The sequence below is a fragment of the Streptomyces sp. NPDC004134 genome (genome assembly GCF_042874195.1).
Taxonomy (GTDB): Bacteria; Actinomycetota; Actinomycetes; order Streptomycetales; family Streptomycetaceae; genus Streptomyces.
Map to the genome: position 1 here is coordinate 1 of NZ_JBIAMS010000022.1, position 15031 is coordinate 15031.

Annotated in this window: 16 protein-coding genes; 5 read left to right on the forward strand and 11 right to left on the reverse strand. The window is 73.7% G+C overall.

The features are described from left to right. Nucleotides 1-447: 447 nt before the first annotated feature. From ACFYVJ_RS24980 to ACFYVJ_RS24990, 3 genes are read right to left on the reverse strand one after another with little or no spacing between them, the layout of a single operon-like run. Nucleotides 448-897: a hypothetical protein gene (locus ACFYVJ_RS24980; protein ID WP_388895454.1), complete on the reverse strand. Its 450-nt coding sequence runs from the start codon at nt 895-897 to the stop codon at nt 448-450. Next, nucleotides 894-1178, reverse strand: a complete 285-nt coding sequence (locus ACFYVJ_RS24985) for a hypothetical protein (RefSeq protein WP_388895457.1) — start codon at nt 1176-1178, stop codon at nt 894-896. The genes ACFYVJ_RS24980 and ACFYVJ_RS24985 overlap by 4 nt, the downstream gene beginning before the upstream one ends. Nucleotides 1179-1192: 14 nt before the next feature. After that, a complete protein-coding gene (locus ACFYVJ_RS24990) occupies nt 1193-1723 on the reverse strand; it encodes an ATP-binding protein (RefSeq protein ID WP_388895460.1) in 531 nt (176 codons plus the stop codon). Nucleotides 1724-2034: 311 nt separating this feature from the next. Here ACFYVJ_RS24990 and ACFYVJ_RS24995 point away from each other — a divergent pair, with 311 nt between their 5' ends. From ACFYVJ_RS24995 to ACFYVJ_RS25010, 4 genes are all read left to right on the forward strand, one after another. Beyond that, nucleotides 2035-2889 (forward strand): helix-turn-helix domain-containing protein, encoded by an 855-nt coding sequence (locus ACFYVJ_RS24995; RefSeq protein ID WP_388895462.1) that lies wholly within the window; start codon nt 2035-2037, stop codon nt 2887-2889. Then, nucleotides 2886-3128, forward strand: a complete 243-nt coding sequence (locus ACFYVJ_RS25000; RefSeq protein ID WP_388895465.1) for a DUF397 domain-containing protein — start codon at nt 2886-2888, stop codon at nt 3126-3128. The genes ACFYVJ_RS24995 and ACFYVJ_RS25000 overlap by 4 nt, the downstream gene beginning before the upstream one ends. A 30-nt stretch (nt 3129-3158) precedes the next feature. Further along, entirely contained in the window at nt 3159-3401 is a 243-nt protein-coding gene (locus tag ACFYVJ_RS25005) for a DUF397 domain-containing protein (RefSeq protein ID WP_388895467.1), read from the forward strand. Nucleotides 3402-3502: 101 nt separating this feature from the next. Next, nucleotides 3503-3964, forward strand: a complete 462-nt coding sequence (locus ACFYVJ_RS25010; RefSeq protein WP_388895757.1) for an NUDIX domain-containing protein — start codon at nt 3503-3505, stop codon at nt 3962-3964. A 44-nt stretch (nt 3965-4008) separates the two neighbouring features. Here the strand turns inward: ACFYVJ_RS25010 and ACFYVJ_RS25015 are convergent, their stop codons facing one another. The 7 genes from ACFYVJ_RS25015 to ACFYVJ_RS25045 all read right to left on the reverse strand — a co-directional run bounded on the left by ACFYVJ_RS25015 (nt 4009) and on the right by ACFYVJ_RS25045 (nt 13458). Continuing rightward, nucleotides 4009-5076, reverse strand: a complete 1068-nt coding sequence (locus ACFYVJ_RS25015; protein ID WP_388895470.1) for an ABC transporter permease — start codon at nt 5074-5076, stop codon at nt 4009-4011. Next, nucleotides 5073-5798: an ABC transporter ATP-binding protein gene (locus ACFYVJ_RS25020; protein ID WP_388895472.1), complete on the reverse strand. Its 726-nt coding sequence runs from the start codon at nt 5796-5798 to the stop codon at nt 5073-5075. The genes ACFYVJ_RS25015 and ACFYVJ_RS25020 overlap by 4 nt, the downstream gene beginning before the upstream one ends. Before the next feature lie 85 nt (nt 5799-5883). Continuing rightward, the gene (locus ACFYVJ_RS25025) at nt 5884-7158 is read right to left on the reverse strand and encodes an extracellular solute-binding protein (protein ID WP_388895475.1); all 1275 of its coding nucleotides are present in this window, start codon (nt 7156-7158) and stop codon (nt 5884-5886) included. A gap of 2 nt (nt 7159-7160) precedes the next feature. Then, nucleotides 7161-8147 (reverse strand): hypothetical protein, encoded by a 987-nt coding sequence (locus ACFYVJ_RS25030; protein ID WP_388895478.1) that lies wholly within the window; start codon nt 8145-8147, stop codon nt 7161-7163. Next, on the reverse strand, nt 8144-9622 hold the full coding sequence (locus ACFYVJ_RS25035) for a hypothetical protein (RefSeq protein WP_388895481.1): 1479 nt from the start codon (nt 9620-9622) through the stop codon (nt 8144-8146). Before ACFYVJ_RS25035 ends, ACFYVJ_RS25030 begins: the two co-directional genes overlap by 4 nt. A 24-nt stretch (nt 9623-9646) precedes the next feature. After that, nucleotides 9647-12109: a tetratricopeptide repeat protein gene (locus ACFYVJ_RS25040; RefSeq protein WP_388895485.1), complete on the reverse strand. Its 2463-nt coding sequence runs from the start codon at nt 12107-12109 to the stop codon at nt 9647-9649. Beyond that, a complete protein-coding gene (locus tag ACFYVJ_RS25045) occupies nt 12106-13458 on the reverse strand; it encodes a serine protease (RefSeq protein ID WP_388895488.1) in 1353 nt (450 codons plus the stop codon). Before ACFYVJ_RS25045 ends, ACFYVJ_RS25040 begins: the two co-directional genes overlap by 4 nt. Before the next feature lie 89 nt (nt 13459-13547). On the opposite strand from ACFYVJ_RS25045, the gene ACFYVJ_RS25050 reads away from it, so the two are divergent. Beyond that, nucleotides 13548-13847, forward strand: a complete 300-nt coding sequence (locus ACFYVJ_RS25050; protein WP_388895491.1) for a trypco2 family protein — start codon at nt 13548-13550, stop codon at nt 13845-13847. A 158-nt stretch (nt 13848-14005) separates the two neighbouring features. On the opposite strand, the gene ACFYVJ_RS25055 is transcribed toward ACFYVJ_RS25050, so the two are convergent. After that, nucleotides 14006-14995, reverse strand: coding sequence for an FHA domain-containing protein (locus tag ACFYVJ_RS25055; protein WP_388895759.1), 990 nt, complete (start codon nt 14993-14995; stop codon nt 14006-14008). Nucleotides 14996-15031 lie beyond the last annotated feature (36 nt).

The window sequence follows — 15031 nt, forward strand, 5'->3', positions numbered from 1 at the left end:
CCCCGTCCGCGGGGCTCCGCCTCCGTAGTCCCGTTCGAGGGTGCCCGCTCCCTCCGGGCCACCCGTAGCCGCCAAGCCTTTCGGGCCGGAGTCCGGTGTCAAGGGTGGGGCGAAGCCCCATCGCGAAGCGACGCTCCTCGCAGCGAAGCGGAGAGGAGCGCCTTGACACCGGACGCAGGCCCGCACCGTCAAAAGCGGGGTGGCCCGGGGGGAGCCCCAACGTCGCCCCTTTTCCCTTCGCCGCCACCCCCGTCCACCGGCCCACCTACGCACCACCGCCCACCCCGACGCCGCGCCCACGTACACCGGCCCACCTCACGCAGCACCGCAAGCCCGGCGCCGTACCCCCGCACCCGGGCCGCACCCACACCACGTAGCAGCTCAGCACCCCGCTGCACGGGCGACACCCGCAGCGGGCGGCGGGGGGTCGTCGGACCGCCTGCGGCATCAGTCGTGGCCGGCTGCCTCGGGCTTGTGGTGTGCCAGCGTTGCGTGGACGTGGCGGGCCAGGCGCCGTTGCAGCGCGGTGGCGACGGTTGCGGGCAGGTGGCCGTCCGAGCCGCCCACCGCTACGGTGACCGGTCCGTCGCCCGGTCCGGTTCGGTACGCGCTGACCACGGGGACGACCCCCTCGATCAGCTCGGGCAGGCCGTCCGCTTCCGGTGCCAGGGGGGTGCAGGTGTCGCAGCGGGTTCCGTTGGTGAGGTCGTCCGGCTTCAGTTGCGCGGTTTCGCCGAACTGGCGCAGGTCGAGCGTGATGTCCGCGACGGGGATGGGGCCGTGCCTGTAGGTGAAGCTCGTGACGTGGACCGCCGGGGGGCGGTTCGGACGCTCGGGGCGGACTCCTGACGGCACCCGCTGCTGCCCGGCCGTGGCTTCGAACCTGCCGTTGGTCATTCTGTACTCGTCTCGTCGTATGGAGCGGGCGGAACGGGACGCCGGCCCGCGGCCCGGCGCAGGACCCGGTGCAGGGCCTCGCGGAACTCGCGGTCCGCGCGTTCGGGAGGAAAGAGCACGTGGGCCTCCGGCCGGTGAGCGACCTTGTCGGCGATGCGTTCCTCCTCCGCCGGCGTCAGCTCGCGCGGCGGCGGTTGCCAGGCGTGGACCTGCCGGTACAGCGCGGGGCACTCGCGGCAGGCCGGGGTCTCCGCCAGGACCCACCGGACCCTCACGAGCACGTCACGGAAGCGGTTCACCGCCCACCGCCGCGCGTCCCCGTGGTCGCGGGGAGGGCCAGTTGTGCCCATACGCTGGTCCCGGTAAGCCTCCGGACCGCGCCCCACCGATCGGCCAGTTCTCCCACCAGGAACAGCCCGCGCCCGGAGACGGCGAGCGCGTCGCCCCGGGCCGTGGCCCGGGTGCGGTCGGTGTGGCGATCGATCCAGCCCGGCGAGGACGGACCCTGGTCGATCACCCTGACCGTCAGCCGCCGCAGCTCCCGGCCGGTGATCTGGACCGCCACGACGATCTGCGAACTATCCGTGTGCACCGCTGCGTTGGTCGTCAGCTCGCTGGCGATCAACACGGTGTCGTCGGCCGGCTCGGGCGGGACCTGCCAGGCGGCCAGCCACGACCGGACAATGCCCCGCGCACACTCGGGCGTTGTCGCTGAGCCCCCGGGCAATACGGCGGAGGCCCGCCGCCGGTCGCGCCGCACGGCTGCCCGAACCGCGAGGAGGTCGTGGGTGACGGCCGCGGCGCTCGCGGCCCGCTCCCGGATCATGAGCGCATCCACCCTTCGGGGACCGACGCCGGGAGCGGCGCCACGTCATGTCGTAAGTCCCTGGTTCGCGGCGCATCTTGCTCGCCGTGGGGCACCTCGACGGGGTTGAGTGACGTCATCACCACGCTCCTTGCTCTGGGGAGTGCAGGGTGGACTGCCCAACGATCAGGAATCGCCGTGCAGGCGTTTCTCGTTGGGCTCAAAGCATGCGCCTTTTGGCGGTCAGGTTGCAACACGAACAACCGACTCACAAAAGGATCGAGCGTATGTGTCCATAGCGAGTGGAATCGCCGACGTGTCACACTGCTGCCATGGCGCAGAAGAGAGCAACGCCGACCATCAAACGTCGGCGAGTTGGCGGTCAGTTGCGTCGGTGGATGGAGCCGATGAAGTCAGGCGACGCCGCGAGGCTCATGGGGTGGGACACCACGAGGCTGAGCCGCATCCTGCGTGGGACGTACCGGATCTCTGGGGACGATGTCCGGGCGTTCTGCGGCAAGTTGGGGGTGGACGACCCGGCCGGCGTGGACGAGGTCGCGCGGGCCGCCGAAGAACCCGTCGGTGAAGGCTGGTGGGCCGCCTACGCCCGTCGCATCGGCCGGAACTACCTCGACTTCATCGAGTTGGAAGCCGAGGCCCAGACGCTCCAGATCCAACACCCGGTGATCGTGCCCGGGTTGCTCCAGTCCCCGGGGTACATGCGGGAAATGATCACCCGCAGGCCCACGACGGTGTCGCCGGCCCATGCCGAAATGCTGGTGTCGATCCGTCTGGCGCGTCAGGCCGTGCTCAGCAAGGCAACGACGCTGCACGCTCTGGTGCCGGAGTCGGCGCTGCATGCCAAGTTCGAATCAGGGCCGGCAATCATGCGGGACCAGATCCGCAAACTTCTCGACGCTTCGCAGATGACGAACGTCGATCTTCAACTGATTCCGCTCACGGCCCATCCAACGTTCGGATCCTTGGGCGCCATCACCGTCCTGTCCTACCGGCACCCGTGGGTGAAGGTGGCGAGTGTGGACAACTCGCTTGGTGGCAGCCACATCGACGACGTGGAGCAGGTGAGCTTCCTGGGCAAGGAGTTTGCGGCCATCGCCGATATCGCACTCCCCGTAGACAAATCGCGGGAAGTTCTCAGTGACTACCTGGAAGGACTGCGCAAGTGACTACGAAGATCGGGCGTGCCCTCATGGCATCGGAGCTGGAGGACGCTGTCTGGAGGAAGTCCTCACGCAGCGGAGGAAGTGAAAGCCAGTGCGTCGAGTGCGCCGACGTGACCCAGACGCATGGCCGCATAGCGGTTCGCGACTCGAAGGACCCCGAAGGCCCAGCCTTGCTGTTCACTTCCGAGGCGTTCAGCGGTTTCATCGCGGCCGTCAAGAGGGAAGAGCTCGACGTGCTCTAGTCCGTCCCGTTCGCAACTCAAAGGGGAGCCATGATAACCGGCTACACCCGCATTGCTGAGCAGACTGGCCTCGCCTGGAGAAAGTCTTCCTATAGCGGAGACTCCAACGGGCAGTGTGTCGAGGTCGCTGCTCTGACAGCCGTACCATTCGCCGGCATGCGGGCCTTCCGGGACTCGAAGGACCCGGAGGCTCCCGCGCTGATCTTCCCCGAGTCCTCGGTCGCGGGCTTTCTCGCCGACGTTCGAGACGGCAAGTTCGATGTCCGAGAGTGATGGAGATCCCCACGTCTGTGGCCAAGAAGGTGAACGGCGGTCGCACGCCCGGCAACCACACCGACGATCACCCACGCGCTCTCCGGCCCGCCACCGACTCCATGACGCTGCTCGTCGCGGCTGTCATCGTCCATGACAAGGCAACCAACCGGGTCCTCCTTCTACAGCGCGGCCTACATGCCAAGTTCGCCCGCGGGAAGTGGGACCTGCCGGTCGGGAAATCCGAGCCCGGAGAGCCCATCACCGCAACCGCTGTGCGCGAGTTGTACGAGGAGACCGGCGTCACAGTAGACCCTGAGGAACTCCAGGTGGCCCACGTGATCCACGGTGCCTGGGGAGTGGAAGCTCCCAGCGGTTTCCTGACCATCGTCTTCACCGCTGACACATGGACCGGCGTGGCGGAGAACCGTGAGCCCCGCAAACATGCCCAGGTGAGCTGGATCGATATCGATTCCCTCCCGGAAGACTTCGCCGAGACCACCGCCAGCGCGCTGCACCGGTACCTGGAGAACGGCCCACAGGTCTCTCTCCACGGCTGGGCGCAAAAGGCGACGCTTCACTGAGGTTGACCGGAGGCGGCAGTCGGGCTGTGTGCCGGGGCCCGGAGCTACGCCGCGTCCCAGCGGAAGAACCGGTGCGCCAGCGCCGTGAACACCGCCGCCGTCAGCAGCAGCACGCCCATCGTCGGCAGCGCGTCCGACCAGCTCCCGCCGCGCGTCAGCACGTCCTGCATCGCCTGCACCAGGTGCTTCAGCGGCAGCGCCTCGGAGATCGTCCGCACCCACGGCGGCGCCTCGTCGAGCGGGAAGAACGAACCGGACAGGAAGGCCATCGGCAGCACGATGATCTGTGCCAGCCCGTTGGCGGCGTCCTCGGTCTTCGCCCACGCGCCGATCGCGAAGCCGATCGACATGAACGCCACGCTCCCGCAGGCCACCAGCGGGATCACCAGCCACCAGTCGCCGGTCAGCTTCAGCCCGTAGTACGGCACCGTGGCCACCAGCAGGAAGATCGCGGTCTGGCCGAACGCCAGCAGCATGTTCACGCCGAGGCGGGCGGAGATCACCGGGCCGGCGCGCACCGGCGCCAGCCACAGCCGCCGCAGGATGCGCTTCTTGCGCCAGCTCACCAGCCCGAGCGCGGCGCTGAACACCCCGCCCATCGCCACCGCCCAGCCCAGCAGCCCGGGGGTGAAGTACTGGATGGCCTGCAGCGACTCGTCCTCGACCTGCCCGCCGGTCAGCGTGTACGCGGGCGGCTGCCCGGTCGCCGCGATGCTCGCCTGGTCCACGACCGACCTGAGGACCCCGCCGACGCTGCCCGCCTGCACCGGGTCGGCGGCCGAGACCCGCATCTGCACCTTGCCGCCCGGCTCCTCCCACACGGCGGCGTCCGCGTCCCCGTCCCGTACCTTCGCCAGCGCCTCCGCCCGGTCCCCGGACTTCTCGATCTCCAGCACCTCGTCGAGGCCGGCCCGCGCCTTCGCCGGCATCTCGTCGAACACCTCGACCGCCCCGACCTGCACCACCGTGGCGCGGGAGACGCCCGCGTCCTTGAAGAGCACGCCGAAGAGGGCGAGGAACATGAGCGGGAAGACCAGGATGAAGAACACGGAGGCCCGGTCGCGCAGCAGCCCCAGGGCCATGGCCTTCGACAGGCTGACGAACGGCTTCACTCGCGGTACTCCCGCCCGGTCAACTGCAGGAAGACGTCCTCCAGCGAGTCCACTTCCAGCTCCGCGGCCAGCTCGGCGGGCTTCCCGACGCGCAGGATGCGGCCCGCGTCCATCACCGCGACGCGGTCGCAGAGCACCTCGGCCTCGTCCATGTAGTGCGTGGTCAGCACCACGGTGCGGCCCGCGGCGTTGATGCCGCGCAGCAGGTCCCACAGGTTGCGCCGGGCCTGCGGGTCGAGTCCCGTGGTCGGCTCGTCGAGGAAGACCAGCTCGGGGTCGTGCACCAGCGCGCAGGCGATCGACAGCCGCTGCGCCTGGCCGCCGGAGAGCTTGTCCTCGCGGGTGCCGGCCTTCTCGGTGAGGCCGACCTCGGCGAGCATCGCGTCGGCCCGCTCGTCGGGGATGCCGTAGAGGGAGGCGAAGGTGCGTATCTGCTCGCGGGCGGTGAGCTTCTCGAAGAACGCGGACGCCTGGAGCTGGACGCCGATGCGCCGCAGCAGCGCCTGGTTGCGCGGCCAGGACGGCTCGCCGAGCAGCACCGCCCGGCCCTCGTCGGGGCGGCGCAGGCCCTCGACCATCTCCAGGGTGGTGGTCTTGCCGGCGCCGTTCGGCCCCAGCAGCCCGAAGAACTCGCCCTCGCGGACCTCGAAGCTCACCCCGTCGACGGCGCGCACGCCGCCGTAGCGCTTGCGCAGGCCGGTGACGGAGATCGCGGCGGTCATGGAGCCGACCCTAACGGCGGAACGCTTCTTCCGGGAGGGGCGGGGTGCTGCCGTTTTCGCAGTTCGGGGGTGGTACGCGCGCGGGTCAGCCGCAGATGCCCGTCATCCAGGGCCGCCGCTCCTCGAACTCCTGCACCTTCTGGATGTTCCGCAGCCACGGCAGCGGGTCGAGCCCGTCCGCGGCCAGGTACTGCAGCGCCGCGTTCCAGAACGCGTCGCGCACCGCCGGCGGCATCACGTCGGAGGCGTCCAGGCAGCGCGGCAGGGCGGTGTCCTCCAGGTCGCGGACGATCCGCCGCGTCACCGCGTCGGCGGAACGCGGCGTGCCGCGCTCGGAGTTGGCGCTGTACACCGGCGACTCCGAGAAGTCGGCCCAGGCCCGCTGCCCCTTCAGCGAGGCGAGGAACCGGAACACCTCCAGCGCCTTGGCCCGGTCGTCGAAGAGCGCCGCGAAGTCCCCGCTCACCTCCCGCCCGCGCGCCGCCGTCGTGTCCGGCAGGAACGGCGTCGAGGGCAGGTAGTCCGCCCGGCCGGCGGCATCCCCGTACAGGTCGCGGGCGAACGAGCCCTGGTGCTCGGCCACGCACCGCTCGTCGGTCTCCACCCGCCCGCCGAACAGCAGCCCGTCCTTCCCGTCGGCGCCCCGGTAGTCGTTGAGCAGCGCCCAGCGCGCGGGCCCGGTGCCCTCCGACTTCATCAGCGTCCCCCACGCCGTCCAGGCCCGTACGACGGGCTCGGCCGTCCACTCCAGCTCGCCGCGCGCCCAGCGGGCGTACGTCCGCGGCCCGGCGGTCTGGAGCAGCAGGTCCTCGATCCAGTCGCTGCCCGGCCAGCCGGCCGCGCCGTCGTCGCCCATGCCCACGCACCACTCCCGGGCGCCGACGGTCTCCGGCCTGCCGTTGGCCGCCCGGTACCAGACGATGCTCTTCAGCGCCGCGCGCACCGGCACCCAGTACACGCGCTCGCCGGACTTCCCGGTGGCCCGCGGGATCCACGGGGCGTGGTACTGCTCCCGCGGGTACAGCCCCCGCCCGTCGAGCGGTTCGAGCCGGCCCTCGGCCGCGTACTCCGCCAGCTCGCCGGGGCCCGGCATGATCACGATGTCCGGCGGGGTGCCTGCCTGCGCCTGGGAGAGCAGCACCTCGCGCTGCGCGGCGGTGCCCTGGTAGACGTAGTCGAAGCCCTGGCTCCTCAGCAGGTCCTCGAACGTCTTGGCCTGCGTGCCCGTCCACGGCCCGAGCACGGTGACCGGGCGGTCCACCGCCTCGTCGACCGGCGGCTGGCCGCCGACGCAGCCCGCGAGCACGGCCGTCGCGACCCCCGCCACGAGGACCCGGCGCAGCCGGGACGTCCGGAGCACGGCTAGTCCCTCCCGTAGTCGTCGTACAGCCGCCACAGCAGCCCGCCCGCGGCGCACACGACCGCCACCCCGCAGCCCGCCGCCAGCCACGGCAGCGCACGGGTCGCCGCCGACGTGGACGCGATCTTCTCGCGCACGGTCGCGGCCTCGGCGTCGATGCGGTCCTGCGCGTCGGTGCGCTCGACGCGGACCAGCGCGCCGTGGACGGCGTCCAGCTTCTCCTGGGTGCCGTACGTCGCCGCGAGCGGCAGCGCGGCGAGGAGGCCGACGAGCACCAGCGCCACCGCCAGCCAGCCGCTGAACAGCCGTCCGCAGCACCGCCACAGCACCCGCCAGGCCAGCAGCAGCACCAGCGCGAGCAGCAGCAGCGCCGTCACGGCGACCATCCAGCCGGCCTTCTCCGCGGCGGTCACGTCCGTCTCGTCCTCGATGCTCGCGAGCTGAGCGCGCTGGAGCTCCTCCAGCCGCGGCTGGATGCCCGTGAGTTCGCGCCGCAGTACCGTTTCCGCCTCGCGCAGCTTCTGCTCGCGCATCAGCCGGTTCTCCGGGCCGCGGTAGAAGGCGGCCTCGTTGACGGCGTCCTGGTACGCCTTGTGCAGGACGTTCAGCACCTCGACGACCCGGCGGCCGTCGTCGCCCTCGATCTGCCGGTCGGACAGCCGCGACAGCGCCTGCGCGGCGGCGCCGCTCTGCTGCTGGTAGCGCTCGCCCGGCCCCACGGTGTCCATGAGCCCGTCCACGTACGAGCGGTGCACCTGGGTGTCCGCCTCGTCCAGCGCCTTGCGGAACGCCACCGCGTCCTGCACCGCCGGCACCGAGCGCGCCTGCAGCTCCGCCGGCACGCGGTGCACGGTGTCGTACGAGACGAGCAGCGCGGTGCTGCCGACCGCGCCCAGCACCAGTACCGCCGCCAGGTGGCGCAGCAGCCGGAACTTGACGGTCTCCGGGAGCAGCAGCGCGCGCAGCAGCCGCCGCAGCCGCGCCCTCATCCCGGGCTTCCGGCGGCCGCCAGCCGGGCGCCGCAGGCGACGCAGAACGCGGCCGCGGCGGTGGCGAGCCGGCCGCAGCCGGGGGCGGGGCAGGGGATGCCGGCGGGCGCGGGCGGGGCCGTGTCCAGGGGGCGGTCCTGGCCGCGCGACAGCCGGCTGCGCAGCACCGCGGGCCGGTCGACCGCGGCGTCCGCCCGTACCCGTACGACGCCGTTGGCCGCGTCCAGCACCTCGGCGACGCGGTTCAGGTCGTGGTCGAGGAAGTCCCGGTCCCTGAGCGCGTACGCGAGCTTCGCCGCCGCGCCCAGCATCTCCGCCGCCGTGCGCAGATCGCCGCGGGAGATGGCGGTGCAGCCCGCGTTGAACGCCTCGGCCAGGTCGTCGCGCAGCAGGTACGTCGCGCTGGCGCCGCGGGCCCGCACCCGGCCGGGAGCCGCGTCGTACGACCAGCGCACCCGCACCACCGCCGCCGCCCGCCCCGGCAGCGCCGCGACCCCGGGACCAAGCGCGACCTGGGCCAGCAGCAGGTCGGCCTCCAGCATGTCGGCCTCCCGCCCGGCCGCGGGATCGCCGTCCGGGCGGGCCTCGAAGGACAGGATGTAGCGGCGGGTGCCCGCGTCCCACAGCCGGGTGCTGAAGACATGCCGCCACGGGTCCGCGCCCACGGGGTGCGGGTCGGGCCGCAGCTCCCGGCTGACGGGGGCCGCCTCGCGGAAGGACCGCAGCGTCACGCCGGTACGCAGCCGCACCTCGACCGGCACCGCCGGCACCCGCGTCGCGCGCAGCCGCCGGGCGATGTCCGCGAGCCGGGCGGCCAGCGGCTCCGCGCCCTCCGCCAGTTCCGCCCGGCCGTGCAGCCGGGTCGCGATCCGGGCCGGCAGCGCCGGTTCCCAGTCGTCGCCGACGCCGATGACGTCGCACGTCAGGACCTCGGCGCAGGCGTCGATCGCGGCGTCGAGGCGGCCGTCGTCGTGGCCGCGGCCGTCGGTGATCACGAGCAGGTGGGCGATCCGGCGCGGCTGCCTGGCGACGTGCGCGCGGGCGGCGTCGAGCCACGCCGCGTAGCCCCCGGTGCCGCCGCCCGCGGTGGCCGCGCCGCCGGCGGGCAGCAGCCGCTCCGCCTCGAAGCGCGCGGTGTTCCGGCTGATGTCGTCCGCGTACGCCCAGACTTCGCCGGCGTCGTACGGGTAGCAGATCCGCGGCGTGCCGCCGCCGTGCAGCACCGCGAAGGCCACGCCGTCCGGCAGCGCCGTGATCGCCGCGGCCACCGCCCGGCGGGTCTCCGCCAGCCGCTGCGGCGCGAAGTCCAGGGCCACGATGACGCCGGTGTCCGCGGCCGCGGGGAGCGGCCCGCCCGCGGCCTCCGCGGTGATCTCCACGGTGCTGTCGACGGTGTGCGCGGCCGCGTCGGCGCGCAGCCGGTGCTGCGCTTCCGCCGCGTCCGCCAGCGTGACGCCGAACCGCAGCGTGTCCATCGGGATGCGCCTCCAGGTGGCGGGTCAGACGACGGTGGGCGGGCGGACCGCGTTGTGCAGCTCGATGAGCTTCGCGCGGTCGTCGTCCCGGCAGTGCCGGGACAGCTTCCGGTAGCAGGCGGCGAGCAGCAGCCGGATGGTCCGCTCGGGGGTGTCGCGGGCGGCGGCCGGGCGGGACGGCAGCGCGCGGGGCAGGGGGCGTTCGCCGGCGCGCGGCCGGTACGGCTCGCCGAAGAGCCGGCGGTACGGGAAGCCGTCGCCGCCGCCCGCCGCGTCCGGCCCCGTGACCAGGTCCAGCGCCCACTCCAGGAACTCCGCCTCCAGCAGCAGCCCGTGCTCCTGCGCCAGATGGAGCGGCGCCGCGCTGCCGGTGTCCGCGGCGTCGGCGAGCCGCGCGCGGGCCCTGCCGATCTCGGCGAGCGGCGGCAGCGCCGGGCCGCCGGCACCCAGCCGGGCGGCCGAGACCCGCAGGGTCGCGATCCACGCGGCGCCGTGGTCGGGGGAGTCCATCGGCATGTTGTCCAGCACGTCGACCGCCTCCTGCCGGCTGCCGCGGGCGAGCGCGAGCCGGGCCAGGCCGAACGCCCCGTTGCCCTGCATGCGGTTGCGGTACCAGACGGTGCGGTAGTGGTCGGTGGCGATCCGGCGCAGCTCCTCCGGCGTGCGCCCGCCGGCCGTCCCGGCCGGGGCGGCCGCCGCGGCGGCGGCCAGCCGCTCGGCGCAGTAGCCGAGCGCCAGCTTCGGCGCGTACTCGCCGGGCAGCCGCCGGTAGACCGCCTCGTAGTGGCCGAAGGCCCGGTTCAGCGCCGCCACTTCGGGTGACACCGCGTCGCCCGGGCCCTGTTCACCCTCCGGGAGGACCCGGGTCCCGCCGCCGTCCGCGGCGGCCTGCGCCCGTACCAGGTCGAGCAGCCCCTCGTACCAGTCGAGTTGCCAGGTCCGGTGCGGGCTGCCGGCCAGGATCTCGCGCGCCTCGGCCAGCTCCGCCGCCGCCTCCGCGAGCGCGGGCGCCGGCACGGCCTGCAGATGCATCCGTACGTTGTGGAAACAGATCTCGGCGGACGGGTCGTCCGCCGGCTGGTGCAGCTTCCTGCCCGGATGGGTCGACGACAGCCCGAACAGGCCGCGCTGGCCGTCCTCCGCGTGCGGTCTGGGCACGGGCAGCGCCGCCGCCACGTCGCCCGCCGCGGGCGGGCGGGTGTCCAGCGGCTCGGACACCTGCCGCGGGCCCCGCCGCGGCGCCGGCCGCTCCAGCCAGCGGCGCAGCGGCGGCAGTTGGCCGAGGCCGGCGTCGAGCAGCCGCCGCGTCGGTACGAACAGGGCGGACGGCTCCGGCCGGTCGGGCTTGGCGCGCAGTGCCCGGATCTCCCGCAGCACGCCGCGCAGTTGCTCGCTCATCTCGGCGGCGGAGGCGAACCGGTCGCCCGGCTCGGGCGCCGTGGCGCACCGCACGACGTACCGGAACGACGTGATGCCGGTGCCGGGGATGTCGCGGGTGGCGGCGAAGCGGGCCAGCTCCTGGAGCGTACGGCCGACGGTGTGCAGGTCGTGCGCGACGGTCGGCCCGGTGCGGTCGACCTCCGGCGCGGCGTAGCCCGCGGTGCGCACGGGCGCGGTGGCCTCGCTGATGCGGCGGACGCCGCCGAGGTCGATGACCTTGAGCCCGTCGCGGTGGTGGATGACGTTGGACGGCTTCATGTCGCAGTACGCCAGCGGCCCGATGGGGTCCTTGCGCCGGTGCAGGTGGTCGAGCGCGTCGAGGATCCGGCAGCCGTAGGTGATGACCTCCTCTATGTCGAGCCCGCGCCGGCCGCGCCGCACCTCCGTGACGATCTTCTCCAGGGTGTTGCTGCCGACGTACTCCATGACGATGTAGTTCATCGGCTGCTCGGTGCCGCCGCGCTCCTCGCGGAGATAGTCGAGGATCCGCACGATGTCCGGGTGGTCGAGCGCGATGAGGTAGCGGCGTTCGCTCTCCGCCAGCTCGGCCAACTGCTTGTCGTGCCGGTTCAGCAGCTCCTTCACCGCGACCTGGGTGTCTTCGAGGCGGGTGTTCTCGGCGAGGTGGACCCAGCCCTGGCCGCCGTGGGCCAGGCAGCCGAGCACCCGGTACTGGCCGAGCATGTCGCCCTCGCGCAGCCGCGGCACGAACGAGTAGCGGTGCCCGCAGGCCGGGCAGTGGCCCTCGTTGGGCACGGGCGGCTCCACCAGCGGCGGGGCGAGCAGGGCGCCGCACGCCTTGTTGCCGCAGCGCTTGCCGTACGCCAGCGGGGCGTTCTCCGGGATCACCGAGTCGTACGCATCCTCCGCGGGCAGTTCCGGCAGCACCAGCGGCTGCGCCGGGCCGCCGTCGGGCTCCGGCAGCCGCGGCGCGTCGCGGTGCCGGCCGCAGCCCGTGCAGTAGCCGGCGGGCAGCAGCTCGCCGGTGCAGCGGGCGCCGGAGAACAGCCGGTGCGGGCAGCCGGTCCGTACGCCGGGGTCCGTCATCGGGGCCCCTCCAGACGGGCGATGTCCGCGCGCAGCCGCTCGGTCAGCTCGCGGAGCACCGCCACCGGGTCGCGGGCGCAGTCGTGCGCGGTGAGTGCGGCGTTGCGGGCGTTGGCCACCCGCGGTCCCGGCCGACCGCGCTCCAGGGCGATCACCCGGCGGACCAGCCCGCGGGCGTACGCGCGCAGCGCCGGGCACTCCACCCGCCGCTCCGCCTCCTTCAGGAACTCGGTGCCGGGGCGGCGCAGTACCACCAGCAGCCGGACGCCCAGCGCCGCCAACTGCGTCAGCACGCCGAGGGCCGCGACCGGCTCCGCCGCGGTGTCGGCCCCGGCCACGGCGACCCTGACCGGCAGGTCGAGCTGCCGGCCCGAGTCGCGCAGGGCGGGCCGCGGGCCGCCGCCGCGCAGCCAGGCCGTGAAGGCGCTGCCGTACGGCTCCGGCAGCCGCAGCCGCTCGCCCAGCGCGTACGCGAGGTCGTCCGCCCTGCTCCCGGCGGCGTCCAGGGCGATCTCCACCCGGTCGAGACCGGCGGTGAAGGCGAGGTCCCGGGCGGAGCCCTCGGGCGCGGTGGCGATCAGCACCGGCGGCCCGGCGCCCGCGGCCCAGCCGGCCAGCCGCGCGGCCAGCCCGGCGTCCGCGCCGGTGCCGGGGCGGGCCGGTACGACCGCGGAGAGCGCGGGGTCGCGCGGCGCGGGCCCGCCGATGAGCCGGTCCACCTCCGGCAGCAGCTCCGCGATCCGGTCCAGCGGGATCATGTGCCCGTGCCGCTTCTCGAACTGCGGCACCTGCCCGTCGTCGTAGAACCGGCTGACGACCATGCCCAGGACCTCGGGCGGCGGCTCGGGGGAGACCTGGTCCAACTGGGCGTAGGCGACGCCCGCGCCGCTGAAGCCCGCTTCGAGGACCATCACCTGGTTCTCCGGCGTCAGTTGCCACCAGGCGCCGTACGGGCCCTCCACCCGGGCCCGTACCCATAACCCCTCGTCGCCCCTCGCGGGGAAGCCGCCGATGAGCACCTTCGCGCCGGTGTAGCGGGGGATGCGGCGCAGCGGGGCGGGGCGGGCCCCGGCGCGGGGCGGGTCGAGGGACAGCAGCGCGACGTCGCCGTCGGCCGGTTCCGTGCCGCAGGGCCTGACGGAGCCGGGCAGCGGGCGGGCCCGGCTGGGCGCGACGGCGCCGCGGTAGTCGGCGTAGTCGACGGTCAGCTCGCCGTCGGTGCCGTCGAGGGCGTGTGCCGAGGTCAGGGCCCGGTCGGGGGCGATGAGGATGCCCGCGCCCAGCACCCTGCCGCCGGCGCGCAGCCGCAGCCGCCAGCCGTTTCCCTCCGCGGCAGCCCGATCCCCCATGACGGCTGACGATAACGCTCCCGGCGGCTCCCCTCTACACTCTGGCACGGCTCAATGACAGATAGTCATGAGGTGAAGGGGGCTCACTGATGGCGCACGAGGCGCAGGGCGACGAGTTGGTGGGGCTGGCGGACGCGATCGCCGAGGTGCGGCGGGAGTTGGCGAAGGCGGAGCGCGAAGGGGAGCGGAGCGACTGGCGGTTCCGGCTGGACCGGGTGAGCCTGGAGTTCGCGGTGGAGTTGCACCGTACGGGAGAGGGGCGGCTGTCGCTGCGGCTCGGCGTGGTGGAGGCGGGCGCCGGGGGATCCGCGACCCGGGTGGGTACGCACCGGGTGCAACTCGATCTGGTGCCGCACGGCGCGGCCGGGGACCGGCCGATCAGCCGCTGAGGGCGCCTCGCCGTTGAGGCGGCCGTGGTGCGGGGTGGTGCGGTGGTGCGGGTTCCGGCGGTGGCGTACGGGATGGGGTCCGTACGACATCGCCTCTGCCGTCAGGCTCGGAAAGATTCGGCACCGGGCCTTCGGGGGCCTGCGGGAGGAACGGGCGGCTAGCCCCGCTCGATGCGGATCGTCGTCCACGCGCCGACGTGCACCCGGTCGCCCTCTTTGAGCGGTACGGGGACGAAGGGCTGGATCGGGTCGGCCGCGCCGTTGACGGTCGTGCCGTTGGTGCTGTTCTGGTCGACCACCGCCCAGCCGCCCTCCGGCTGCTCCACGAGCATCGCGTGCTTGTGCGAGACGCCGGGGTCCTCGGGCGGTCTGGCGAGGTCGATGTCGGGCACCTCACCCGTCGACTGCCGTTTGCGGCCGATCGCGATCTGCGGCCCGACCAGCGGCACCTTCTGCTCGGGCGAGTACGCCGGCAGGTTCAGCCCGTGCGCCTCGGGACCGCTGCGCGACATCATCGCCGCGAAGTACTCCCGGTCCGGCGCGACGACCGCCACCCAGCCCATGCCGACATGCTGCGGCGGCGGTCCCTGGCCCGGGAACTGCTGGCCGTGCTGCCCGTGCTGCCCGTGCTGGCCGTGCTGGCCGTGCTGCATGTGCTGCGGCGGCGGCTGCGCGGAACTGGGCGGCGTGATCACGAAGTCGCCGCCCATCCGCGGGTCCTGCTGCGGCGGCGCCTGCGGCGGCACGCCGAGCCCGGGGCCGGGCGGCGGTGGCGGGGGCGGCGGAGGCGGCGGCGCCTGCGCCGCGCCGGTGTCCGGGCCCAGCGGCTCGGGCCCGCGGTGGACCTGCGAGGGTCCCGAGGGCTGGTACGTCAGCCCCTGCGGGTGCTGCGGGTGGAAGCCCTGCGAGAAGCCCTGGGCCATCGTCGGCGGCACGTACGGCTGGGCGCTCTGGGTGACGAAGTTGTACCGGCACTCCTCACAGAACTGCGCCTGCCCCTCCCGGGGCGTGCCGCACGACGGGCAGGGCTCCGCGGCCTGGGTGGGCTCACCGGCGGGGGGACCGGGGTAGCCGTAGCCCCCCGGGCCCGGCGGCGGGACCTGGGCGGCCGGTGGCGGGACGGCGCCCGGCATGCGGATACCGCACACCTCGCACCAGTCCTCGGCTCCTGACGGGTGACCGTT